The organism is Tenacibaculum tangerinum (assembly GCF_029853675.1).
Classification (GTDB): Bacteria; Bacteroidota; Bacteroidia; order Flavobacteriales; family Flavobacteriaceae; genus Polaribacter; species Polaribacter tangerinum_A.
In genome coordinates this window covers 1,951,386-1,977,604 of the sequence record NZ_CP122539.1, presented here as the reverse complement: position 1 = coordinate 1,977,604, position 26,219 = coordinate 1,951,386, and the positions used below count along the sequence as shown (strand labels likewise).

The following is a 26,219-nucleotide window of genomic DNA, read 5'->3' as shown; positions in this document are numbered from 1 at the left end:
AAGGTTATTTATAGGTAAATATATGATTATAAGTCAGGTTTAATACCTATACGGATTGCAAATTTGGGTGTTGGGGCAACTAATGAGCCTTGAGGAGGAGTGTAATCACTGCGCCAAATGGCGTCAATTCTTAAAAAACGCAAATTACCGTATCCGATATTTTCTAACCCAACGCTGTATTCGTAATACATTTTTTTAGGAGCGTTGTAATTAATATTGTATACGCCTTCGCTGTTTGATAAACCATCGTTTATGGCTCTGTTTTCTTGAGAGATATTTCCGTAAGCGGCTCTAAAGGTTACTAAACTTCGTAGTTTTAATTTTTTTAATAATGGAATTTTGTTGAGAATAAATCCGTTAAAATGATGTTCAAAATGCCCAGCTAGGTATTCATCAGTAACAAAATCGTAGTAATTTAAGAGTGCAAAGGTGTTTTTAACTAATGAAAAGGTTTGGTTGGCAGGAACAGGGCTTAGCAGCGCTACAGGGACCGTACCAAATGTTTTACCTGCTTCGATACTCGCATCTAAAATTCCGAATTTACTGAGTAAAATAGGTTGGCTATACTTAAATTGAATTTTGTCATAGCTATGCGTTCCGTTAAAAGGTCCTTTAAAACCTTTGCGGTAGTTTACGATGAAAGTAGGGAAAACGTTTTTTCCGAAGCGTCTTTCTACACCCAATCCGTATACAAATCTACCTGGTGTGAAGGTAAGGTAAATGTCTGATGCAAAGTCGGTTACTCTCGATTGAATTTTTCCGTTTTCATCTATATAACTCATAGAAAAATATGCTTCAGAAGCAGAGGCTATTTTTGAGTGAGAGAAATTGACTCCTACATGTAAATTTTGCTGAATTTGGTAATCGAAGTTTGTGGCGATTTTTTCAACATCGGAAAGGAAGAAGTTATCTCCTCTTGAAAATAGGGCTGTATTTCCGAAACTTCTTCCTAAGAGTTGTGTTGTGTTGAGCAAGGTGCTTCCTAGCTGCTCAATATCATTTTGATAAGCTAGACCAACGGCAATTCTAGGCTTGTAAGATAAAAGGTACTGTGCTTCTGCACCATATTTTAATTGTTGGTCTCTAAAACCATAAGCAACATGCCCACTTAAGCGAAAGCGATCATCTTTGGTGCGAAAGGTTCTAAACCCTAGTTTTGTTCTAAATCCTTCTATTTTGTTGGTCGCAAAAGAAGTCCATAAAGGTCCTATTTGAACACCAAGATTAGTGTTTACATATCCGCTTGCGACTGCATTAATTAAACCAGTTAGGTTTTTTATTTGCTTTTTTTCTTTTACGTTTTCAATTAACTTGTAAGTGCTTTTATTTTCTTCACTTTGAACAGCATCCCAATAAGAAGCTTCTCTTTTATATTGGTCGGGTCTTATTTTTTCAATGGTTTGTTTGTAGAAGTCTTCGGGCTGTGGCTTGTTTAAGATGTATTTTGTGTAAGTAATATTCTTTTTAATTGTTAATCCTCTGTTACTTTCATTTTTGTCTAAAAATGTAAAATCTGCTTCATAAGCATTTTTGGTAGGAATGTAAATACTATCGTTTCGTACTTCAAATTCTTTTTCAAAAGTAAGTCCTCTTACAAAGTTCAGGTTGATGCTTTTGTGGACTTTCATTTTTAATTTTTTGATAGAAAAATTTTTATCGGCTACCCAAACGTTCCCTTCAAAGGCAAAATCGCCTTCTCTTCTTGGAAAAAAGTAAATGTTGTATAATTTTTTGTTGTTGTCAACAATACTGTCGTACAAAAGATAGTCATAAGTAGCAAAACCGTCGGTAGATAAAGGACTGATGAATGGTTTTTGAAGTAGATTGATGTTGTTTTTAAAAACATCAACATTTTGAAAAGTGTTAGACATTCTATCAAAAATAAATCCCTGAGCATTTAAACCTTCAGATTTTTCGGCTTCAATATCTTCTCTTACACGATCGTTTTTAGTATCACCATATACATTGGCAACTTGCTCATTTAAGTATATGGGTACATAGTAGTTTATACCGTCACTATCGTACTTTATTTCTTGAATTGCTTGATGGTATTCGTCTTTAAATAGTTGTTTTAAAAATAAGGTATCTAAGTTGTTAAGACCAATTTCAATAGTTGTGTTTTTTTTGTATTGGTAATGATTCACTAAATCAAGTCCGTTTTTTCTTTTGCGTTTCCAAATTTCTTTTAAAATACGGTATGCTGGGTTTTCTTTTTCTTTAGTCGCTTTTTAGGCTTGGTTACAATAACCACTTCTTCTAATTGGTTGCTTGTTTCTTTTAAAGTAATTTTTAAGTAAGGTGTTTTTTGAGTAACCTTAATAGTTTTGGTTTGAAAACCAATAAAAGAGATTTCGAGTTTGCCTCTGTTTTTTTTTGTTTTTAAAAAAAACTTACCGTTATCATCTGTAGTTGTACCATACCTAGTATTTTTTAAAACTACATTAACAAAGGGCATTGGGTTGTTAAATTCGTCAACTACTTTACCTTGTATTGTTAGTTGAGCACTTAAGGTGCTGGCAACAAATAGTAATAGTAGACTTATAGAATATTTCATTATTTATTTACTACAAAATCCTTTTGACATAAGCCAAAAGGATTCTAATTTATTTGCAAAATTCTATTTTCTTTAATTATGTACGGTATAATACCTCTTTTACAGCAGCTACAACATCGCTTGCATTTGGTAACCATTCTTCTAATAAAACAGGAGAATAGGGTGCAGGAGTATCGGCAGTTGTAATTCTTTTAATAGGAGCATCTAAGTAGTCGAATGCTTCGTCTTGTACTCTGAACGTTATTTCTGAAGACACACTTCCAAAAGGCCATGCTTCTTCTAAAATTACCAATCTATTGGTTTTCTTAACAGAGGTTAAAATAGCTTGATGATCCATTGGGCGAACCGTACGTAAATCAATAATTTCTATAGAGATTCCTTCCTTTGCCAATTCATCAGCAGCCTTGTATGCTTCTTTAATAATTTTACCAAAAGATACCACAGTTACATCGCTACCTTCTCTTTTAATGTCGGCAACTCCAATAGGAATAATGTATTCTCCTTCAGGAATTTCCATCTTGTCGCCATACATTTGTTCTGACTCCATAAAAATTACTGGGTCATCATCGCGAATGGCTGCTTTTAATAAACCTTTGGCATCGTACGGATTTGAAGGAACGATTACTTTTAACCCAGGGCAATTTGCATACCAACTTTCAAAAGCTTGTGAGTGGGTTGCTGCTAATTGACCAGCAGAAGCAGTGGGACCTCGAAAAACAATAGGGCAGTTGAATTGTCCGCCACTCATTTGACGAATTTTGGCAGCATTGTTAATAATTTGATCAATTCCTACTAAAGAAAAATTGAAAGTCATATACTCAACAATAGGACGATTACCATTCATAGCCGATCCTACAGCGATACCACCAAAACCTAATTCAGCAATAGGAGCATCAATAACACGTTTGGCACCAAACTCATCTAACATTCCTTTACTGGCTTTATATGCACCATTGTACTCAGCAACTTCTTCACCAATTAAATAAATGCTTTCATCCCTACGCATTTCTTCACTCATTGCTTCGCAAACGGCTTCTCTGAATTGTACTGTTTTCATACGTTTTATAAGTAGTTGTTTATCAAAAGTGCAAAAATAATAAAAATAGGGGTAATATTACAGTATTAAAATAAACAAATGATTATGTGGCAATAATATCTTAATTTTGAGGCTGACTAACGTTGAGGAAAAAATTTATTATGCACGCATAGTAAATTAAAAAAATCCTTAACTTCGTCGCACAAAATTAAGTTTCTTTAAAACAACGATATATGAAAATATTAGTTTGTATCAGTCATGTACCTGATACTACTTCAAAAATCAACTTTACCGATAACGACACAAAGTTTGATACTAACGGTGTTCAATATGTTATAAATCCATACGATGAGTTTAGTTTAACTCGTGCTATGTGGTTTAAAGAAAAACAAGGTGCAAGTGTAACCGTAGTGAATGTAGGAGGAGCTTCTACCGAGCCAACATTGCGTAAAGCTTTAGCTATTGGTGCAGACGATGCGATACGTGTAAATGCAGAGCCTACTGATGGATTGATGGTTGCCAAAGAATTGACTGAGGTTGTTAAAAACGGAGGATACGATTTAGTATTGGCAGGAAAAGAGTCTGCTGATTATAACGGGCAAATGGTTCCAGGGATGTTAGCTTCTCTGCTAGATTTTAACTTTGTAAATGGATGTGTAGGTGTTGAGGTAGAAGGAACAAATGTTACGCTACTTAGAGAAATTGATGGAGGAGAAGAAAAGGTGTCTTCAACATTACCAATGGTTATTGCAGGGCAAAAGGGAATTGTAGAAGAAAAAGATTTACGTATTCCTAATATGAGAGGTATTATGATGGCGCGTAAAAAGCCATTAAATGTAGTTGAACCCGTGGGTGCAGCTGCAGCTACTGTAACTCAAAACTTTGAAAAACCAGCGGCTAAAGGAGCGGTTAAGTTGGTAGATAATGTTGATGATTTAATCGATTTATTACACAACGAAGCGAAAGTTATTTAATTAGTTAAACAATTTTAATAGCGTTTAAAAGAAAGAATAAAAATATTTGTTGGTGATGAATAATCAAAATAAATCACTAACGACTAAAAAAATAAAAAAATATGTCTGTATTAGTTTTTGCCGATTCATCGGAAGGAAAATTCAAAAAAACAGCTTTTGAGGTTGTTTCATACGGAAAAAAAGTAGCAGAAGAGTTAGGAAGCGACCTTGTAGTATTAACTATTAACGGTGGTGATGCATCCCAGCTATATACGTACGGAGCAGAAACAGTTGTAGAAGTAAAAAATGAATTAACATCGTTTAACGCCAAGGCTTATGCTTCGATTATTAAACAAGTAGCAGAAGCAAAGGGAGCCTCTACTGTTATTATCGATTCTAGTGTTGACGGATTAACCGTAGCGCCATTGGTGGCGGTAGCATTAGATGCTGGGTATGCATCCAATGCAGTAGCCTTACCAAGCAGTACCAATCCTTTTGTTGTTAAAAGAAAAGCATTCTCAAACAAAGGATTTAATAATACTGAAATTTCAACAGAGAAAAAAGTAATAGGCGTTGCTAAGAACTCTTACGGAGCACATGAAAACGCTGTAAGTGGAACTACGGAAAGCTTTGATGCTACCTTACCTGAATTAGGAGTAACATCGGTAGAGATTAACAAAGCGCAAGGTAAAGTAACTATTGCCGATGCCGATATCGTAGTATCTGCTGGAAGAGGATTAAAAGGACCTGAGAATTGGGGAATGATAGAAGAATTGGCAGAGGTTTTAGGAGCAGCGACTGCTTGTTCAAAACCAGTATCTGATTTAGGATGGCGTCCTCATAGCGAGCACGTTGGTCAAACAGGAAAACCAGTGGCGGCAAACTTATACATTGCGATAGGTATTTCAGGTGCTATTCAACATTTAGCAGGAATTAACGCCTCAAAAGTAAAGGTGGTAATCAATACCGATCCAGAAGCACCTTTCTTCAAGGCTGCAGATTATGGTATTGTTGGTGATGCTTTTGAAGTAGTACCACAATTGATAGACAAACTAAAAGCTTTTAAACAAGCATAAAATAGGAACAATTTTTTCTTTTTCTAGAAATTAGAGTACAACTCATAATTTTTAGTAAATTGTGCCCACTTAAGAAGGCTGTCTAAAATTTGAAAGCAAAAGGCCTACAATTTAGACAGTTTTCGTATTTTATGATACTAGTACATGAGTTTGATTAAACTAACGATAAAGGGAATTTCATATAGCCAAACACAAAGTGGGGCTTATGCTTTGGTGTTAAGTGAAATAGGAGGAACGAGAACACTTCCTATAATTATTGGAGCGTTTGAAGCGCAATCCATAGCCATCGCTTTAGAAAAAGAAATTCGACCACCAAGACCACTTACACACGATTTGTTTAAAACATTTTCAGACAGATTTTCTATTGTTGTTAAGCAAGTGATTATTCACAAATTGGTTGATGGAGTATTCTTTTCAAGCTTAATTTGCGAACGAGAAGGGGTCGAAGAAGTTATTGATACACGAACCTCAGATGCCATAGCACTGGCAGTTCGTTTTGAAGCACCTATTTTTACCTATGAAAACATTTTAGATAAAGCAGGTATTTATCTAAAAATGGATGAAGAGTTAGAAATAGAAGAAGACTTAGGTTTAGAAGAAGATGAAATCGAGTTTTCTATGGAGGAAGAAAAAGAAGAGAAAGGAAATTACTCGCATTTATCACTCAAAGAGTTACACGAACAACTTAACGATGCTGTGGCTAATGAAAACTACGAACTGGCAGCCAAAATTCGTGATGAAATCAGCAAACGTTCTTAATTCAAATTACTAAAATGAAGAAACTATGTACTTTCATAATGCTTTGCGTTACGATGATAACTTTTAGCCAAAGCATTGAAAAAAAGTGGAATTTTTCATCAATTACAACAACTAAAGGAGATTCAATTGTTACTATAGACGCTACAGATACTTTTACCTTATCAGAAGGGAGTTTTACGTATTCGTTAGTAGGAAAAGATAGTTTGCAGGCTTCAGGAAGTTATATTCATCAAAATAACTTATTAATTTTTAACTACAAGCAACCAAACGATACGGTTCGTTACTATAATGTAGTTACATTAACAGACGATGCGTTAACGCTTTCAGAAAAAAATATACTATACAATTTTACGACAGATTCAGCGGTAATTGCTACCCAAGAAACTGAAGACACTGCTGAAACTTCTAACAAAATAGTGCCAAGTCAAGGCTTCTCAATACAAAGTCTATGGAGAGGAGTTTTAGGTATGATTACACTATTAATTCTTGCTTTTTTATTTAGTGCTAATAGAAGAGGTATCGATTGGAAAACAGTAGGATTGGGATTAACTTTTCAATTATTAATAGCTGTTGGAGTTTTAAAAGTTCCTTTTGTGCAAAAGGCTTTTGAATTAGTAGGAGGCTTGTTCGTTAGTGTATTAGATTTTACAAGGGCTGGAAGTGAGTTTTTATTCAGTGGTTTAGTGGCTGATATGGATTCTTTCGGATTCATCTTTGCCTTCCAAGTATTGCCCACCATCATCTTCTTTTCGGCATTAACCTCGGTGTTATTTTATTTAGGGCTAATTCAAAAAGTAGTAAAAGGTTTAGCTTGGTTACTATCTAAAGGATTGAAAATTTCTGGAGCTGAAAGTTTATCAGTAGCAGGAAATATATTTTTAGGTCAAACGGAAGCTCCGCTATTAATAAAAGCGTACCTAGAAAAAATGAATCGCTCTGAAATCCTATTAGTGATGATAGGAGGAATGGCAACTGTGGCTGGAGCAGTATTAGCAGCCTACATAGGCTTTTTAGGAGGCGACGATGAAGCCTTACGCTTACTATATGCAAAGCACCTATTAGCAGCCTCTGTAATGGCAGCGCCAGGAGCAATTATTATTTCAAAAATTTTATATCCACAAACCGAAGAAGTAAATACCGATGTACAAGTATCTTCAGAAAAAATAGGTTCTAATATTTTAGATGCCATTGCGAATGGTACCACAGAAGGTTTACAATTAGCCATGAATGTGGCAGCCATGCTTTTGGTTTTTATTGCATTTATTGCGATGATTAACGGAATTTTAGGATGGGTAGGCGATATTACGAACTTAAATTCTTGGATGGCAGCAAACACATCGTATGCTAAGTTTTCATTAGAAGCGATCTTAGGCTATATTTTCGCACCCCTAATGTGGTTAATTGGGGTGGCGAAAGAAGATATGGCATTGATGGGGCAGTTGTTAGGTATTAAATTAGCGGCAAGTGAATTCGTAGGCTACATACAATTGGCAGAATTAAAGAATGTGGCGAATGCTACACATTTAACATTTAACAAGTCGGTAATTATGGCAACCTATATGCTGTGCGGCTTTGCCAATTTTGCATCTATCGGAATTCAAATAGGGGGAATAGGCTCACTAGCACCCGGACAGCGTAAAAACTTATCAGAATTTGGTATGAAAGCCCTCATAGGTGGTACAATCGCTTCATTAATGTCGGCAACCATTGCTGGAATGATTATCGGATAGTGGCGAGTCGACACAGACAAAAAACGGTTAATAACTTCTGAATAGATTTTTAAAAGCATTTACATTTTATGTAGCTGCTTTTTTATTTTTGTGTTGTTTAGCAAAGCAACAATTTTAACGATTAAACGCAGTAGGATGAAGCAGTATCACGATTTAGTAACATATGTCTTAGATAACGGAAATGAAAAAGGAGATAGAACAGGAACAGGGACGAAAAGTGTTTTTGGCTATCAAATGCGATTTGATTTAAGCGAGGGATTTCCAATGGTAACCACCAAGAAACTTCACCTAAAATCAATTATTTATGAATTATTATGGTTCATAAAAGGCGATACGAATGTTAAGTATTTGCAAGAAAATGGAGTGCGTATTTGGAATGAATGGGCTGACGAAAATGGAGATTTAGGTCCTGTTTACGGACATCAATGGCGTAATTGGAATAGCGATGAAATAGACCAATTAAAGGAAGTAATACACACGTTAAAAAACAATCCGAATAGCCGTAGAATGTTAGTGTCGGCATGGAATCCTTCAGTGTTACCAGATACCTCAAAGTCGTTTTCAGAAAACGTAGCGAACGGTAAAGCAGCACTTCCTCCGTGTCATGCCTTTTTTCAATTTTATGTAGCTGACGGAAAACTATCGTGCCAATTATATCAACGTAGTGCGGATATCTTTTTAGGCGTACCTTTTAACATAGCATCGTATGCATTATTTACCATGATGGTTGCACAAGTTTGTGGTTACGAAGCAGGAGAATTTATTCACACATTTGGAGACGCACATATATACAACAATCATTTAGAACAACTAGAATTGCAATTATCTCGCGACCCTAGACCGCTTCCAACAATGAAACTCAACCCAGCGATTAAAAATATCGAGGATTTTACGTTTGAAGATTTTGAGTTGGTCGATTATAACCCACATCCACACATTAAAGGAGTGGTGGCTGTATAATTTAACTTTATTTTTTATAGTTAGTTTAGTAGCTTTGTATAAAACCAATCTAAAAATAGTATAAAAATGAATACAGATATTGATGTTTTAAGGGAAGATCTTTATGATAAAATAGCAGAAATTAATGATGAAAATGTATTAAAAGCTATTCATACCTTGGTTGATAATATGAAAAATGAAGCTTTTGAGGAGGCAATTACTCAAAAAAGAGATCTTACAGGCTATATTAAAGAATGGGTAAAAAGTATGTAAACCCACCTCAATTCAATCAGAATTTATGATTACACTTATTGCTGCTATTGCAAAAAACAATGCTTTAGGAAAAGATAACGACTTAATTTGGCATTTACCTGCCGACTTAAAACGTTTTAAAAAAATAACTACAGGACACTCTATTTTAATGGGACGTACTACTTTTGAAAGTATAGGAAAACCCTTACCTAATCGTACATCGATAATTATCACTCGAAATAACAACTACTTTATTGATGGTTGCTTAATAGCCAACAGTATCGAACAAGCAATAGCGTTAGCAGAAGGAAAAGATGCTTTTATTATAGGCGGAGCACAAATTTACAAGCAGGCTTTAGAACAAGATTTAGTAGACCGTTTAGATATAACCTTATTGCATCACGAATTTGAAGCAGATGCTTTTTTCCCAGAAATAGATAAGAAAATATGGAAAGAAGTAGCCCGAGAAGATTTTAAAGCCGACGAGAAAAATAAATACGACTATAGTTTCGTTTCGTATGAGAAAGTTTGAAAGTTTGAAAGTTTGAAAAGTTGGAAAGAGAAAAGAGAAAAGAGAAAAGAGAAAAGTGAAAAGTGGAAGGTTGTTGGTTGAGTATAATTGAAATTAGTGACTTAGCCTAGTCGAGTTTGGTGGTGGAGCGCAGTCGAAATGGTGGTGGAGCGTAGTTGAAATGGTGGCTGAGCGTAGTCGAAGCCACAAATATCAAATGTAAGACGAACGAAAATGAAATTCAAAGAAACTAAGCAATTAAACTCTTCTTACAAAGAGCAGATTCGATTACTTTGGAATCGTGAATACCCGTCTATCATTCGCCATAAAAAAGCAAAAGATTTCGAGGAGTATTTATCGAAATTAAAAGATAAAAACCACCTATTAATTCTAGAAGAAGAAAACGTTCTTGGATGGTACTGTGATTTTATAAGACAAGAAGAACGTTGGTTTGTAATGATACTTGGTACAAAAATTCAAGGAAAAGGCATCGGAAAAAAGATAATAGAAAGTATAAAAAATAGGTACAAAGAATTAAACGGTTGGGTGGTTGTAGACGAAAGTTATTTAAAAGATAATAACGAGATATACAAATCTCCAATAGATTTTTATAAAAAACAAGGCTTCACTATTTTTGAAAATGAAAAATTAGATTCATCCATCATAAATGTAGTAAAAATTCAGCTGAAATCAATAAACTAAATGTCAATACAACTTACTGAAATATCGAAAATCTACGGAGCACAAAAAGCAGTGAATGCTATTTCTTTTGAAGCAGAAAAAGGAGAAATCGTAGGGTTTTTAGGTCCTAATGGGGCGGGGAAATCTACCACGATGAAAATCTTAACAGGATTTATACAACCTTCCGAAGGAACTGTATTGGTAAATGGAATTGATGTGGTATCAAATGCTATAGAAGCACAAAGAAAAATAGGATACTTACCAGAACATAATCCGTTATATGTAGAGATGTATGTGCGTGAGTATTTACAGTTTCAAGCATCTTTACACAACATGGCAAAATCTAATATAGACGGGGTTATCGAAAAAGTAGGGCTAACGAATGAAGCACACAAAAAAATAAATCAACTATCTAAAGGATATCGCCAACGTGTAGGGTTGGCAGCAGCTATTTTACACGATCCAGAAGTATTGATTTTAGATGAACCGACTACGGGGCTAGACCCAAATCAATTAGTAGAAATTCGACAATTAATAAAAGACTTAGGAAAAGATAAAACCGTATTGCTGTCTACGCACATTATGCAAGAAGTAGAAGCCATGTGCGACCGAGTTATAATTATTAACAAAGGAAAGATAGTACTTGATAAACCCATATCAGAACTTAAAACAAGTAACGAGCAAATCATAAAAGTAACGTTCGATTATAAATTAGAAGAACAGTTTATAAAACGCTTGCCAAATATTACAGCCTACAAAAATACAATAGAAAATAATTGGGTACTTACATTTAATACTTCAGAAGATATGCGTCCGGTAATTTTTGACTTCGCACAAGAAAACGGATTAAAAATCCTTGGATTGAATACCGAAAATAAAAATTTAGAAAGTTTGTTTAGAGAGTTGACTCAATAGCAATAAAGACTATTGCACTTGAGATAAACATATTTTACGAATATGTTAAACTTATTTTTCATTTTAAAGCAAAAAGGGGATTTTCCCCCTTCTTACTACCTGTTATTTCATTTAAAATTTTTTAGGAGAAACTACCTTTTTAAAAGAGTTTTTCATTGAGGTTTCTCTTCATAAGAGTGGTTAATTTTACCATGTCTGATTGTCTTCCCTTCAATCACATACCGAAAACTAACCAAACTTACTATTAAATGATTTTTGAGATATTACAAATCATTACAGAGGAACTAAATGGATATTTAGACGAAAACACAGTAGAGCTATCAAACATTGCGATGGCAGATGGCGATGGGAATTCTCCAGGAAATAATCCAGATATTTCATTAACACTTATCAACACACAAGAAGAGTTTGCCTTAAAAAATACTTCTAACAATAGTGTAGAAGGAACTTCGGTTAGTTATAGAAATCCGAAAGTATACTTAAATCTTTATGTTTTGTTTAGTGTAGATAAATCTACGTATTCAGAATCATTAAAAAGTTTAACCAAAATACTAGCTTTTTTCCAAGGTAAAAAAGTATTTACCCATCAGAACACCAACTTTGAAGGCATAGAAGAGTTATCAGATTTAAAGACATTCAAATTTATAACACAACTATACACCCCTTCTTTTGAAGAACTGAACTATATATGGGGTACTTTAGGAGGAAAACAATACCCTTCTGTACTCTATAAAATCACCTTACTAGAAATAGAAAGAGATGTCATAACCAAAGAAGGTACTGTTGTCTCTGGTATCGAACAGCAATCTCTTATTAAAAATTAAAGCTATGTATAAAACACTGTTCAATATCAATATCTATCACTCGTATTTTTTAGACGAAGGAACACTCCCATTTTTTAAGTTTAGTGATGCTAGTACTAGCAATAATGGAAACAACAATGGAAATAATGGCAACGCAAATAATGGAAATGCAAATAGCAATAGCACAGAGTTAGAAGGAAAGGATAGAGAGCGTGCAGAAGCACAGTATAATGTGAATGATTTCTTAAGCATAGTACCTACCGAAGAAACTAAAAAAGCGGTAAAAAACCATAGACTTTTACTAAGAAACCATAAAAAGGGAATTCGAGTACTTGCAGAAACTTTAGAGGTAATTACAGAAGGAAACAATCAAGAAGAAGTAGCTCTTTATAGTCCAATCATTACACTACCCGATTCGTTAACGCTAACATTTTACCTCAAAGTACACCATCCATATTTTGAAAATTTTTCCAACGTAATTGAGAAAAATAAGCAACAACTGTATTACCTCTCGAATAAAAGTTCTTCAGTACTCAACGTATTTGAAACCATTTCAGAAGTAAAAAAATGGAGCGATTTTTTGTTATCAGATAGTGAAACAAGAAAGTTAGTACACCAACTGGAAACAATGAAGGAATTTGAAACAAGTACTCCGAATTTGGTAACCATAGCCAATATAAAAGAAGAAAAACTAGCGGAAATCGAAACGAAGATAGCAAACGAAACAGCCTTAGACACCGAAGAGCAAGAGATACACGATGCTGTAAAGGCATTTGTAAAAAGGGTTAAAAACAATCGAGTAATAGGGGTGTTGCAGTTACAAATATCAGGAGAAGATAGCAATGATTTCACAGAACAAATAATGACCAAGAATAAACAAACACAGCAGTTTGATGTAGAAAAACAATGTTTGTTAGCAACGTTTCCAGAGTTTAAAGTATGTATTCAAAACAGAACCACTTTTTGGCGCTATACAAAAACAAGTGAGAACTTGGTAATGACCACAATAGACGAACAACCCCTAACCATGAATGGGCGTGTAGAGATAAAAAACGAAGATGTTTCTCCACAACCGCAAGACAGTTATTATTTCCCGAACCCTACTCCTGAGAGTATTACCCAAGATCCAAATAATCAAAACTATTATTCGGAAGTATTTATATAAACAAAAATTAAAATTAAAAACAAGTAATTATGTCAGCGTACAAAACACCAGGAGTCTACATAGAGGAAATTGTAAAGTTTCCCCCTTCGGTAGCTCAAGTAGAAACAGCGATTCCAGCTTTTATTGGTTATACGGAGAAAGCAACCAAAAAAGTTAAAGGAGATTTAAAAGCAACACCGACACGCATTAGTTCTATGCTAGAATATGAAATGTATTTTGGTGTTGCCAAACCAGAAATAGGTATAAAGGTCACAGTGGAAGACGAAAAAGTATCGGTTGAAGCTCCTAATAGTATAGAAAAGTCACCTTTCTTGATGTATTATAGTTTACAGTTATATTTTGCCAATGGAGGAGGGCCTTGCTATATTGTTTCTGTAGGAAGATATGGTAATATCAATCTATTAGATGGGAGTGATTTACAAATAAAGGCTATTACTTCTGTTGCAGATTTTAATACTGGATTGGCAGAAGTAAGAAAAATTGATGAAGTAACTTTAATCGTATTTCCTGATGCAACTGCATTAACAGACGACACGACCTTTTACGACTTATACAAAGCTGCTTTAACTCAGTGTAATGAGTTACAAGATCGTTTTACGATAATAGATACGAGAGCATGCGATCCAACTGATCCTGCCTTTCCAAACATAGGGATTTTAAGAGATAAAATAGGTTCAGAAAAAGATTACCTCAAATACGGAGCGGCATATTACCCATTTCTTAAAACTATTTTAGATTATCGCTACGATGAATCTAGTACAGATGTAACTATAAGTACAGCTTTACCGAGAAACATTCAAGCGGAAGCACAAGCAATTTCAACGGCAATAGATACTACTGATTTATCCACTTTTTTAACTGATATAGCAACATTATCATCAACTGTTGATGGATTTACTGGTCCTGATGACGATGACGATGCTGTTGCTGAAGTACCTAATGTAATTGCAAAAATAAATAGCATTAAACACTATTTAGGTACTTTGGAGGTAGAATTGAATAAAGCTGTAAATCTCGCAAGAACAGATGGTAGTGCTACTGCTGAGGCCAATGCTTTAGATACATGGATAACTGATGAAATTGAAACATTACAAGTCGATTTGAACAAAGCTATTGACCGTTTGAATAATGATGACTCTAAAATAACAGTTTTAAATGAGATATCTGAAGACACTGGAAACAGTACGTCTTTACAAAAAGTATTAGGAACCCATAATGATTCTACAGATTCAATTGTAGATAAAATCAACACGTTAATAGCTTCGGGAGAACTTCAAGATTTAATAGATAATTTACCGACATCTAGTGGAAGTGCGTTGGTAAAGACTTTAAACACTATAAAAACGGAAGACGATGCTCTTTATAATCAAATAAAAGCAGAAATATCTAATTTACCGTTAGTATTACCACCGAGTAGTGCTATGGCAGGAGTGTATGCAAGGGTTGATTCAGACAGAGGTGTTTGGAAGGCGCCAGCTAATGTGAGTTTAAACTATGTTATTGAACCATTAGTAAATGTTTCTCACGAAGATCAGCAAAACTTAAATGTAGATACTGTTGCAGGAAAATCAATCAATGCTATTCGATCTTTTGTAGGAAAAGGAAATCTCGTATGGGGTGCAAGAACCTTAGCAGGAAACGATAATGAGTGGCGATACATATCCGTACGACGTTTCTTCAATATGGCAGAAGAATCTATTAAAAAAGCCACCGAACAATTTGTATTTGAGCCGAATGATAAAAATACTTGGGTACGTGTAAAAGCGATGATAGATAATTTCTTAACCCAACAATGGAGAGCAGGAGCTTTGGCAGGGCCTACACCCGATAAAGCATTTTATGTAAGTGTTGGTTTAGGAGAAACCATGACCGCTCAAGATGTTTTAGAAGGAAATATGATTTTAGAAATTGGAATGGCAGTAGTACGTCCTGCAGAATTTATCATCTTGAAGTTCTCACATAAAATGCAAGAAGCATAAGTAAATAAACTAAGCAAAAACATAAATAAAAAATAAAGAATCATGGCAGAATTATATCCACTTCCAAAGTTTTCCTTCGAGGTAACCTTTGGTGATACAAAATTTAATTGTACAGAAGTATCAGGGTTAAGTTTCGATAATAAAGTAATAGAATATCGTGGAGGAGCAGATAAAGAATACCACAAATCAAAACAACCTGGAATGTCTGAGTATGGCAACATTACTATGAAGACAGGAACCTTTGTAGACAAAAGTAAACAATTTTATAAACAATGGGCGAAAACGGTATACTTCCAAGAAGGAGGTGAACAGTTTAGAGGAGATTTAACCATCAAATTATTAGACGAGACTGGACAGCCAGCAGTAGTATGGGAAGCTACAAATGCTTATATCACTAAAGTACAGCCTACAGACTTAAAAGCTGATGGTAATGAAATTGCCATTGAAACCGCAGAGTGGGTTATTGAGAAGCTAAAAATGTCATCGTAATGAGCTATTATCCACCCGTAGGCTTTAGTTTTCAAGTAGCGTTTGAAGATATTTCAACTTCGAAAGGAGACAACTCATTTCAATCAGTTTCAGGTCTTTCAGTAGACCTTGAAACTGAAGAAATAGCCGAAGGAGGAGAAAACAGATTTAAACATACAATTCCAGTAAGATCAAAGTACCCAAACTTAGTATTAAAAAGAGGAATGTTGGTCGATTCCGAAGTGATTAAATGGTGTAGAAAAGCCTTAGAAAACTTCGAAATTAAACCTGTAACCGTGAATGTAATGTTGTTAGGCGAAGACGGAGATGCTATACAAAATTGGGAAGTAAGACATGCATATCCTGTAAAGTGGACGGTAGGAGACTTTAATGCCGAAGAAAGTAAGTTGGTTATTGAAACACTTGAATTAACCTATAATTATTTTAAAGTATCATAAAATGCCAATAACAATTAAAGAACTCCATATCAAAATTAATGTAGATGAAAAATCAGCATCACAAGGAAAAACAAGTGGAGCAACAAACGGAAATACAGCAGCGATAGTGGCAGCATGCGTGGAAGAGGTAATGGACATTTTAGAAAGACAAAAACAACGGTAACAATGAACATTTATCAGTGAGCAGTGAACAATTAATTATAATATCGCTAACTGCTAACTGCTAACTGCTAACTGCTAACTGCTAACTGCTAACTGCTAACTGCTAACTGCTAACCGACAACCAAGAATAAAATGAGTCAAGGAGAATTAAAAAAATTAGTCATAAAAGCTTACAAAGACGAAAAGTTTAAAGACGAAGTAGCCGACGGTGAGTTTACTACACTTGTGAATCCCGAGAAATATATGGTTGCTTACAAACCAGAGTATACTGAAGAACAGGGGCAAGGTACAAGTGGTTGGCAACCCAAGTTTGCTAAAATAGCACCGCAGGAGATAGATTTAGACTTATTGTTCGACAGCTCTGGAGTTATTGATGGGGAAGCAGATTATGATGATGGAATTATCGATAAAATTGAAGCTTTTAAACGAATTGTATTTGAATACGATGGAGATAAGCACAAACCCAATTACTTAATGGTAAAGTGGGGGGCATTACTCTTTAAAGGAACGTTGGTTGATTTATCTATAGAGTACCGCTTATTTGCTTCTGATGGTACACCTATTAGAGCGAATGCAAAATTGAAACTCAAAGGTACCATTGACGATGATTTACGGGTAGCAAGAGAAAACAACCAATCGCCCGATTTAACACACTACCGTAAGGTAAAATCAGGAGATACCTTACCACTTATGTGTCATCATATTTACGGAGATTCTAAATATTACTTAGAAGTAGCCCGTGTTAATAGAATAATGCAGTTTAGAAAATTACGAGCAGGACAAGAAATCTTTTTTCCACCCTTACAAAAGTTCGCATAAATGAATAGTACAGGAACCATACAAACCTCAAAAAGTGCCGATTTAGTCACCTTTAAAATCTTAATCGAAGGTCAAGAGCTCTCTAAAAAATACGGAGTAAAAAACATCACCGTTTCCAAAGAAGTGAACCGAATACCTATGGCTCAAATAGTACTCATCGATGGAGATGCTTCTGAAAGAGATTTTGAGTTAAGCAACGAAGAGTTGTTAATTCCTGGGAAAGAAATTGAGATAACGGCAGGCTACCATTCTGATGAAGAAACTATTTTTAAAGGAATCGTGATCAAGCACAACCTAAGAATTAGAGCCAATTCAGCACAGCTAATCGTTGAGTGCAAAGACGAAGCGGTTAAAATGACGGTAGGTAGAAAAAGTACCTATTTCTATGAAAGCACCGATAGCGACATTTTTGAAGAAATCATAGGAAACTATGACCTGTCAAAAGAAGTAGAAGCGACTAATTACAGTCATGCCGAATTGGTACAATACAATGCATCAGATTGGGATTTTATAGTTTCAAGAGCACAAGCCAATGGAAAATTGTGTTTTGTAGATGACGGTACCATAACCATAGCCAAACCCGATGTGAGCCAGTCAGAAATAGAAACGGTAACCTTTGGGGGTTCTCTGTTAGATTTTGATGCCGAAATCGACGCCCGCCATCAAGTAAAAAAAGTAGCAGCGTACAGTTGGAATCATGCCGACCAAGAAGTGATTGAAATTGAGGGCAAAGATCCCAATGTAAGTTTAAACGGAAATCTATCGGTTTCAGACTTAAACAAAACCATAGGCTTAGAAAGTATGGAGTTACGACACGGAGGTGTGGTTACAGATACAGAACTACAAGATTGGGCAGATGCCAAATGGCTATTTCAACAATTAGCAAAAGTAAGAGGGCGTGTAAAATTTCAAGGAATTCCGTCAGTAAAACCAAACACCATATTAAAATTAGAAGGAGTAGGAGACCGATTCAACGGAAATATATATGTAACAGGAGTTCAGCATGTGATTTCAGAAGGAAATTGGGTTGCCAATGCGCAGTTTGGCTTGTCAACAGAGTGGTTTTCTGAAACCTTTGAAATCTCAGCCAAACCAGCTTCAGGGTTGTTACCAGCAATTCAAGGCTTGCAAGTAGGAATTGTTTCTCAGTTAGAAGAAGATCCCGACGGAGAAGATAGAATTCTCGTACAAATTCCCATCATAAATAACGAAGAAGAAGGCATTTGGTGTAGAGTAGCCTCACCCGATGCAGGAGAAAATAGAGGCATTTTCTTCCGTCCAGAAATAGGAGATGAAGTAATTGTTGGATTTATCAACCAAGACCCTAACGATGCCATTGTGTTGGGTATGTTGCACAGTAGTGCGAAACCCTCACCAATTACAGCAACAGATGATAATCACGAAAAAGGAATCATTACCAGAAGCGAAATGAAAGTATTGTTTGATGATGATAAGAAAATAATCACCATTGAAACACCCGCAGGGAAAGTGATTTCACTTGATGAAGATGCAGGAGCGATAACCATTGAAGACGACAACTCGAATGTAATTACCATAAACAGTGACGGAATATCCATGGAAAGCGCTGGAGATATTTCTTTAAAAGCATCAGGAGATGTAACGATTGAAGGAACTAATGTGAGTATTGCTGCCAATGCAGAATTCAAAGCAGAAGGAAGCGCCGGAGCAGAAGTATCTACAAGTGCCATAGCTGTTTTAAAAGGCTCTTTAGTACAAATAAATTAGTGAAAAGAGAGAAGAGAGAAGAGAAACAAGAACCAAGAACCAAGAAGAGAGAACAATTAATATTAAAAACTAAAAACTAAAAACTAACAACCAAAAACCAATAACTGATATGGGAAATCCAGCCGCAAGAATAACAGATATGCACGTATGCCCCATGGTAACAGGCACCGTTCCACATGTTGGAGGACCAATCTTACCGGCAGGAGAACCCACCGTGTTAATAGGAGGGTTACCAGCAGCCAGAGTAGGTGATATGGCAACTTGTACAGGACCACCAGATAGCATTGTAGCAGGTTCAGGAAGTGTGTTAATAGGAGGAGCGCCAGCCGCAAGAATGGGAGATAGTACAGCGCATGGAGGAACCATCGTACTAGGAGAACCTACAGTTTTAATAGGATAATCATGGAAAATAAAAAAGCATTTTTAGGAATAGGTTGGGATTTTCCGCCAGAATTTTCAAAAGACCTAAGTGAAACCATTATGATTTCTGAAGAAGAGGACATAAAAAGTAGCTTAGAAATATTGTTAACTACTCGATTAGGCGAACGTGTAATGCTACCCAATTATGGATGTAATTTACAAGAACTTCTTTTTGAAAAGTTAGATAGAACACTCATAACCTATGCCAAAGATTTAATAGAAACGGCCATTCTATATCACGAACCACGAATAGATGTACTTCATATTGATGTTTCAGAAACAGACCCCTTAGGAGGAATGTTAGTAATAAAAATTGAATACAGAGTTAGAGCTACCAATAGTAGAACCAATGTAGTTTTCCCTTTTTACAAAGGAGAAGGAACCGACATAAATTAAAATATTATGAGTAAAATCATTTCTAGCATATTACAACGAAACGGAACAGGACAAGAGCTGCGCTATATTGATGCATTAGATCCTGACAATTTCGAACTTCACGATTTTACTATAGAAGATTGGATGTTGTTTGCCTATAATTTTGCTGAAAAACTACATTATTTTCCAACAGAAAATCACAAAATACCCGCTGGAAATTGGCAAGCCTTTTTTAAAAAAATAACCACAGCAGAGATTCCCTTTAGAGGAACTAGAGCGTACGATAAATTAAAAGAAAACATTCAAGCAACCCTCGAAGGATATACTAAAGAAGGAAAACTGAGTCCGCATTTAACCTTGTTCGTTTGCTTTTTACAATTATTAGAATTTTCAAAAGAACGTTTTAATAAGTTAACCAAACGCCATTTAGATTTCTACTACAAAGAAATACTACAAGTTCAAAAGCGAGAAGCCACTCCCGACCAGGTGCATGTCATTTTTGAATTGGCAAAAAAAATGACGAACGAACGAATTGAAGAAGGAACTTTATTAGACGCAAAAAAAGATAGCCTCGGAAATCCGTTAGTATACGAAACGACTAAAGAACTCATCGTAAACAAAGCTTCGGTGGCAGCTATAAAAACGATGTATAATAACAATTCAGAAACGTTAAAAAAGATAAAAGTAAGTGCAGTAGCAAATACCAAAGACGGTTTTGAAGAACCACTACCCGAAGAGACTCCCTACTGGTATCCTTTCGGATATCCTGCAAACGGAAAAAATGCTTCTGAACTGCCAGATGCAGAAGTAGGTTTTGCAATTGCCTCACCCATGCTATTATTACAAGAAGGAGATAGAACGGTAACCATTACTATTGATTTTAAAAACAACTTTGAAGCCAATACTTTTAATGTAAGCGAATTGTTGCAAACCGTTCAATTATTTGGAAGTGGTAAAGAAAAATGGATAGAACCAACATTGGTTGCTATTAATAATGTAAACGATGGAGCGTTAGTTACCACCAATCAAATAAGTTTCAAATTTACTTTAGGCTATGATGCCGATGCATTGGTAGGCTATAATGAAGAATTTTTACTAAAAAAGTACAACACCTCACATCCGTTAGTACGTTTTGTGTTTGATGTTTCAACAACCGAAGGATATGATTTTTATAGATTCTTAGCAGGAAACGCACTTGAAAAAGTAACCATAAAAACAGCTGTTAAAGGAGTACAATCAGCAACTGTTGAAAACGATAACGGAGTGGTGAGAACCAGAAAACCATTTCATCCTTTTACTACACGCCCTATTGAAGGATCGAATTTTAGTGTAAGCTACAACGAAGCCTTCTCAAAAAAATGGAATGATTTCAGCGTAAACCTACGTTGGAAAAATACCCCAGATGATTTTAGAGAATGGTATCAAGCATACCTAAAATCATCAAGTTTTTCTTCAATCTTAACGTATGCAAATAAACTTAGTAAATCTATAAACCCAACAGACTTAATAGTTAAGGATTATACCTATTTTAAAGTAGAAAAGCGATTAGTCCATGCTGCAGGAGCAGCTAAAGAAACGATAGGAGAAATAGCCAACCTTTTTAAAAAAGAAGTTGTTGAAGACGGAGATAATGAAGAAGTATTGTATACCAGCGTTTTTACAGTAACCAACCCAGGAAATGCGTATGAAATTGATAAGGCAGGTCCGTTGCAACTATCCTTAGAACAATCATTTTTACACGAGTTGTACCCTAAACTCTATGCGCTGGCAATAAGTGCAGATAATAAAAATATTAACCTTCCTAACGAACCTTATACACCGCTAGTAGAATCTATTTCTATAGACTATTCAGCAGAGGAAGTTTTGGTGATGGAAGAAATGAACTTAGAAGGAAATCGCATACAATTGTTTCATGAACACCCTTTTGGGCAGCACGAAGAAAATTATGCAGAAAAGAAATACTTACAAGAAGAAAAAGAGATTGTCGATGTGTTCGATAAAGACACCATTCAAACTGTTTTAGTACCCAACTACTGTTTAGGAGGCTACCTATTTTTAGGAATAGAAGACCTAGAACCACAGCAAAACCTATCTTTATTAATTCAGGTGTTGGAAGGAAGTGAAAATCCATTAGTAGAAAGTTTTGGAGAAAACGAAAAGATACACTGGTCAATATTATGCAACAATAAATGGAAAACACTCGAAAACAATATCCTATCGAATAACACCGATAATTTCTTAAAATCAGGAATTATTACGTTTTCAATACCCAAAGAAGCTACTTCCAACAATACACTATTACCCTCAGGATATACTTGGATAAAAGCACACATGAACAAATCATACGATGCAGTATGTAAAGCCATAGGCATTCATGCACAAGCGGTAAAAGCATCGTTTGAGAATAACAATAATGAGGTAAGTCATTTAAAAAACGGATTACCAAGTGGAACCATTAAAAAAATGGTAACACGTATCCCACAAATTAAATCCGTTTCGCAACCGTATAGTTCTTTTGGAGGAAGTCCAGAAGAGTCAGACGCTAATTTTTACAGAAGAATCAGCGAGCGCTTACGCCATAAAAATAGAGCCATAACCTTGTGGGATTACGAGCATGTAATCCTTCAGGAATTCCCAGATATTTATAAAGTAAAATGCTTAAACCATACCTCAAAAACAAGTTTTACTGCGGCAGGTCATGTAACACTCGTAGTAGTGCCAGATACAGTAAATAAAAATGTATTCGACATCTATCAACCACGAGTAAGCAAAGCTACGTTAAATAGCGTAACACAGTATATTAATACATTAAACACGCTACACGTACAAGCAGAAGTTATCAACCCTAACTACGAAGAAGTAAGTATTGGACTCGAAGTAAGTTTTTATGAAGGCTATGACGAGAATTTTTACATCGAACAGTTAAAAACAGACATTACCAAGTTTTTATCTCCTTGGGCTTTTGACGAAACCAAAGAAGTAACCTTCGGAATTATGCTTCACAAAAGTATCTTGATAGACTATTTAGAAAAATTGCCGTATGTAGATTATTTACAAAATGTAACGATGAATGGAGATGCAAAAGTTTATAAGATAACACCCAGCGACCCAAAGTCCATATTAGTATCTGCAAAAACACATCGTGTAAGTACCGTATTAACCACCTGCAAAGGCACTAAAAAAATTACAGAACCTACATGTCAACTATAAACGAACATATTAGCATTCCTAAGAATATAGCGACCAAAGACGATTTAGATTTTTCTTTTTTAAGAAAAGAAGGAATCTCTTATTTAGAAACATTTGGTGGAAAATTATGGACTGACTTCAATTCACACGACCCTGGCGTTACCATTTTAGAAATGCTGTGTTACGCAATTACCGATTTAGGCATGCGTATCGATACACCACTAGAAGATTTATTAGCATCTAAAGACCCAAACCTATCACTACAGGCACAGTTTTATAAGGCCTCAGAAATTTTTCCAACCAAACCCGTCAATGAATTAGATTATAGAAAATTGTTTATTGATTTAGAAGGCGTAAAAAACTGTTGGTTACGAACGTATGATAAACAGGTGTTTGTTGACTGTAAGAACAACAAATTAGGCTACCAAAAGTTTGAAGATATTTTACCAGAATTTCAAAAAGATTTTACCCTAAAAGGACTGTACTCGTTGTTGGTAGATGTTGAAGAAGGCTACACCAAAGAGCAGGTTTTTGCAAACATTAAAACTACCTACCATCAAAACAGGAACTTATGCGAAGATTTAATAGAAGTAAAAGAAGTAGCTACCCAGCCCATTGCTATTTGTGCGAATGTTGAGGTGGTGCCAGAAGCAGATGAAGAATGGGTATATGCCAATATTTTAGTTGAAATAGAAAAATACTTATCACCTTCGTTACAATTCTATTCAATTCAACAAATGCTAGACAAAGGCTATACTACCGATGCCATATTTGACGGACCAGTATTAAGCAACGGATTTATAGATACAGAAGAACTCAAAAAAGCAGAATTAAGAAAAGAAGTACGCCTTTCTGACGTGATGAAAATCATCATGAACATCGAGGGAGTTAAATTAATAAAAGATATCTCTGTAGGGTTTTGTAATGAGGATATTGTACAGGAGAACAGATGGGTAGTATGTATCGACCCAGATAAAAAGCCAATATTGTGTGAAAAGAGCACGTTTAATTTTAGTAAAGGATTTCTTCCACTAAACTTAAATTATGATAGAGTATATGAGTATGTAGCACAATTAAAAACAGATGAAATTGAGTCACAACAAATAGCCGATAAAGATAAGGTTTTATCGCTTCCCAAAGGTAGCGCGATAGAAGCTGGCGAATACACTACGATTCAAAATGACTTTCCTGATACCTACGGAATTGGTCAAGAAGGACTAGCAGTACACGTTACTAACGAAAGAAGAGCCAAAGCAAAACAACTAAAGGCATATTTAACGTTTTTCGATCAAATTTTAGCAAGCTATTTCAAACACTTATCACAAGTAAGAACATTATTTTCTGTTTCCGGACAAGAAGCACGCACCTTTTTTACCCAAGCCGTAAAAGACATTAAAGACTTTGACGAACTCGTTAGCGAATATCCACAATCCGATGATGACGAATTGACAAAAATGTTATTCAATCAGTTTGATAATAACATAGCACGAAGAAATGCCATTTTAGACCATTTATTAGCACGTTTTGCAGAACGATTCGGAGAGTACACCTTCATTATGAAAGCCCTATACGGAACAGCTACAGATGAAATTGTATTGTCAAACAAAGAAGCCTTTTTAAAAGACTACCAAGTTATTAGTAGCGAAAGAGGGACAGCTTTCAACTACTACAAACAAACCCCAGAAAATTTATGGGATACGAATAATGTTTCTGGATTTCAAAAACGAATCGCACGCCTAATGGGAATGACCAATGAAAAAAGAAGAAATGTAACAGAAACCAACGTAGAAATATACGAAGTAACGGAAGGCAGTAATACCTATCGATGGAGATTAAGAGATAACGAGGGCAATATCTTGTTGTCGGCAACAGAGCACTATGCTAGTATAGCCTTCGCTATTGAAGAACTATATTTTACGGTATTACAAGTTGTACAAACCAAAGAAAAAGATATCGAAAAAGCATTTGAAGAAGATATTACAGGTGATACACAAATTGGATTCATTAGAATTCATGAGTCGACCCCATCAAACCCTTCTATTCCTGTAAAGTACTCTTTCGATGTGGTGAATCCAGAAAAACCTGAAAGCAGTAGCGATTATATCATAGCCAAACAACACAAGTATTATGAAGATACTAATGACTTGAAAGAAGCATTGCTAGAAGTAATTTCTTTTCTTAAAAAAGAGTTTACCGAAGAAGGAATGTTTTTAGTAGAGCACATGCTATTGCGTCCAGATGTTACCGAATCGTATGTAGAAATCTATGAGCTAATAGACAATAGCAACACAGTGTTTAGCTGGAGGTTAAAGTATAACGATGGAAGTATTTTGTTATCAGCCAAAAAGAACTATGCAAGCGAAAACCTTGCAATAGAAGGGTTTTATTTGATAGCAGAACAAGTTTTACAAACAAAAAAAGGTGATTTAGAAGAAATAGTTAAAAAAGAAACTATAGATAAAAAGCAAATCGGATTTATAAGAATACATCAAGCTGCACCTACAAATTCATCGGTAGGTGTTAACTATTGGTTTGATGTAATTAATCCTGAAGAAGTTGAAGACAGTAGTGAATTTATCGTTGCCGAGTCAGGTGAATACAAAAACAGAAACGCCTTGAAAAGTGCCATAGAAAACATTATTTTTCTATTAGAAAAAGATTTTTTAAAAGGCACTCTAAAAAAAGGAAAGTATCATAAAGACCAGATGATTTTGCGTTCACAAAATGCCAGTACTGGAGTCGAAAACTTTTTACCCATTTGCGCCAAAGACTGTGAAGACTGCGGAACAATTGACCCCTATTCTTACCGAGTAAGTATTGTGTTACCAGGTTATACCTATCGTTTTTCAAATCCAGATTTTAGACATTACATGGAAGATGTAATTCGACAAGAACTACCAGCACATATTTTACCAAGAATTTGCTGGGTAGGAGAGCGAAAAGAAACCATAGCAGATGAAGAAAACGATTTATTACAGTTTGAAGATGCCTATAAAGCATACCTAATTGCAAAAACAAACCAAGAGCAAAAACAACCAATAGAAAATGGTGAATTGCAAGACTTAATACATGCAATGCAGCAATTAAACACCATTTATCCAGTAGGAAGATTAACCGATTGTAATGCAGAAGACGAAGCCTTAGACGGTAGAATTATACTAAACCAATCTAGTATCGGAAATATACAAACAGAAAAAGAAAATAATAACGAAGAAAACTCATAAAAATA

General features: G+C 35.2%; 24 protein-coding genes. 21 read left to right on the top strand and 3 right to left on the bottom strand.

Features of this window, described 5'->3' with window-relative positions:
• Positions 1–26 precede the first annotated feature (26 nt).
• The 3 genes from P8625_RS08595 to P8625_RS08585 all read right to left on the bottom strand — a co-directional run bounded on the left by P8625_RS08595 (position 27) and on the right by P8625_RS08585 (position 3,611).
• A complete protein-coding gene (locus P8625_RS08595; RefSeq protein ID WP_279650060.1) occupies positions 27–2,144 on the bottom strand; it encodes a DUF5686 family protein in 2,118 nt (705 codons plus the stop codon).
• Between the two features lie 41 nt (positions 2,145–2,185).
• The gene (locus P8625_RS08590; RefSeq protein WP_279650059.1) at positions 2,186–2,554 is read right to left on the bottom strand and encodes a carboxypeptidase-like regulatory domain-containing protein; all 369 of its coding nucleotides are present in this window, start codon (positions 2,552–2,554) and stop codon (positions 2,186–2,188) included.
• Positions 2,555–2,630: 76 nt separating this feature from the next.
• Positions 2,631–3,611 carry a pyruvate dehydrogenase complex E1 component subunit beta gene (locus tag P8625_RS08585; protein WP_279650058.1) on the bottom strand — a complete coding sequence of 327 codons (981 nt, stop codon included), beginning with the start codon at positions 3,609–3,611 and terminating at the stop codon, positions 2,631–2,633.
• 212 nt (positions 3,612–3,823) lie between these two features.
• Here P8625_RS08585 and P8625_RS08580 point away from each other — a divergent pair, with 212 nt between their 5' ends.
• The 21 genes from P8625_RS08580 to P8625_RS08480 all read left to right on the top strand — a co-directional run bounded on the left by P8625_RS08580 (position 3,824) and on the right by P8625_RS08480 (position 26,214).
• Positions 3,824–4,564: an electron transfer flavoprotein subunit beta/FixA family protein gene (locus P8625_RS08580; RefSeq protein WP_279650057.1), complete on the top strand. Its 741-nt coding sequence runs from the start codon at positions 3,824–3,826 to the stop codon at positions 4,562–4,564.
• A 101-nt stretch (positions 4,565–4,665) separates the two neighbouring features.
• Positions 4,666–5,619 carry an electron transfer flavoprotein subunit alpha/FixB family protein gene (locus P8625_RS08575; protein WP_279650056.1) on the top strand — a complete coding sequence of 318 codons (954 nt, stop codon included), beginning with the start codon at positions 4,666–4,668 and terminating at the stop codon, positions 5,617–5,619.
• 144 nt (positions 5,620–5,763) lie between these two features.
• Positions 5,764–6,378 carry a bifunctional nuclease family protein gene (locus P8625_RS08570; RefSeq protein WP_279650055.1) on the top strand — a complete coding sequence of 205 codons (615 nt, stop codon included), beginning with the start codon at positions 5,764–5,766 and terminating at the stop codon, positions 6,376–6,378.
• 14 nt (positions 6,379–6,392) lie between these two features.
• Positions 6,393–8,108, top strand: a complete 1,716-nt coding sequence (locus tag P8625_RS08565; protein WP_279650054.1) for a NupC/NupG family nucleoside CNT transporter — start codon at positions 6,393–6,395, stop codon at positions 8,106–8,108.
• A 135-nt stretch (positions 8,109–8,243) separates the two neighbouring features.
• Positions 8,244–9,068, top strand: a complete 825-nt coding sequence (locus P8625_RS08560) for a thymidylate synthase (protein WP_279650053.1) — start codon at positions 8,244–8,246, stop codon at positions 9,066–9,068.
• Between the two features lie 66 nt (positions 9,069–9,134).
• Positions 9,135–9,320: a hypothetical protein gene (locus tag P8625_RS08555; RefSeq protein WP_279650052.1), complete on the top strand. Its 186-nt coding sequence runs from the start codon at positions 9,135–9,137 to the stop codon at positions 9,318–9,320.
• A 25-nt stretch (positions 9,321–9,345) separates the two neighbouring features.
• Positions 9,346–9,831 carry a dihydrofolate reductase gene (locus P8625_RS08550; RefSeq protein ID WP_279650051.1) on the top strand — a complete coding sequence of 162 codons (486 nt, stop codon included), beginning with the start codon at positions 9,346–9,348 and terminating at the stop codon, positions 9,829–9,831.
• A gap of 213 nt (positions 9,832–10,044) precedes the next feature.
• A complete protein-coding gene (locus P8625_RS08545; protein ID WP_279650050.1) occupies positions 10,045–10,512 on the top strand; it encodes a GNAT family N-acetyltransferase in 468 nt (155 codons plus the stop codon).
• Entirely contained in the window at positions 10,513–11,406 is an 894-nt protein-coding gene (gldA, locus tag P8625_RS08540) for a gliding motility-associated ABC transporter ATP-binding subunit GldA (RefSeq protein ID WP_279650049.1), read from the top strand.
• Positions 11,407–11,654: 248 nt separating this feature from the next.
• A complete protein-coding gene (locus P8625_RS08535; protein WP_279650048.1) occupies positions 11,655–12,230 on the top strand; it encodes a DUF4255 domain-containing protein in 576 nt (191 codons plus the stop codon).
• 4 nt (positions 12,231–12,234) lie between these two features.
• Positions 12,235–13,374, top strand: coding sequence for a hypothetical protein (locus P8625_RS08530; protein ID WP_279650047.1), 1,140 nt, complete (start codon positions 12,235–12,237; stop codon positions 13,372–13,374).
• A 29-nt stretch (positions 13,375–13,403) separates the two neighbouring features.
• On the top strand, positions 13,404–15,353 hold the full coding sequence (locus tag P8625_RS08525) for a phage tail sheath family protein (RefSeq protein WP_279650046.1): 1,950 nt from the start codon (positions 13,404–13,406) through the stop codon (positions 15,351–15,353).
• A 42-nt stretch (positions 15,354–15,395) separates the two neighbouring features.
• A complete protein-coding gene (locus tag P8625_RS08520; RefSeq protein ID WP_279650045.1) occupies positions 15,396–15,842 on the top strand; it encodes a phage tail protein in 447 nt (148 codons plus the stop codon).
• Entirely contained in the window at positions 15,842–16,279 is a 438-nt protein-coding gene (locus P8625_RS08515; RefSeq protein WP_279650044.1) for a phage tail protein, read from the top strand. Before P8625_RS08520 ends, P8625_RS08515 begins: the two co-directional genes overlap by 1 nt.
• Before the next feature lies 1 nt (position 16,280).
• The gene (locus P8625_RS08510; RefSeq protein ID WP_279650043.1) at positions 16,281–16,442 is read left to right on the top strand and encodes a DUF5908 family protein; all 162 of its coding nucleotides are present in this window, start codon (positions 16,281–16,283) and stop codon (positions 16,440–16,442) included.
• Between the two features lie 131 nt (positions 16,443–16,573).
• Positions 16,574–17,260 carry a CIS tube protein gene (locus P8625_RS08505; RefSeq protein WP_279650042.1) on the top strand — a complete coding sequence of 229 codons (687 nt, stop codon included), beginning with the start codon at positions 16,574–16,576 and terminating at the stop codon, positions 17,258–17,260.
• Positions 17,261–19,006, top strand: coding sequence for a type VI secretion system tip protein VgrG (gene vgrG, locus P8625_RS08500; RefSeq protein WP_279650041.1), 1,746 nt, complete (start codon positions 17,261–17,263; stop codon positions 19,004–19,006).
• A 109-nt stretch (positions 19,007–19,115) separates the two neighbouring features.
• Positions 19,116–19,406 carry a PAAR domain-containing protein gene (locus P8625_RS08495; RefSeq protein WP_279650040.1) on the top strand — a complete coding sequence of 97 codons (291 nt, stop codon included), beginning with the start codon at positions 19,116–19,118 and terminating at the stop codon, positions 19,404–19,406.
• 2 nt (positions 19,407–19,408) lie between these two features.
• Positions 19,409–19,822 (top strand): GPW/gp25 family protein, encoded by a 414-nt coding sequence (locus tag P8625_RS08490; protein ID WP_279650039.1) that lies wholly within the window; start codon positions 19,409–19,411, stop codon positions 19,820–19,822.
• Positions 19,823–19,828: 6 nt separating this feature from the next.
• Positions 19,829–23,011 (top strand): baseplate J/gp47 family protein, encoded by a 3,183-nt coding sequence (locus tag P8625_RS08485; protein WP_279650038.1) that lies wholly within the window; start codon positions 19,829–19,831, stop codon positions 23,009–23,011.
• Entirely contained in the window at positions 22,999–26,214 is a 3,216-nt protein-coding gene (locus tag P8625_RS08480; RefSeq protein ID WP_279650037.1) for a hypothetical protein, read from the top strand. Before P8625_RS08485 ends, P8625_RS08480 begins: the two co-directional genes overlap by 13 nt.
• Positions 26,215–26,219: the final 5 nt, after the last annotated feature.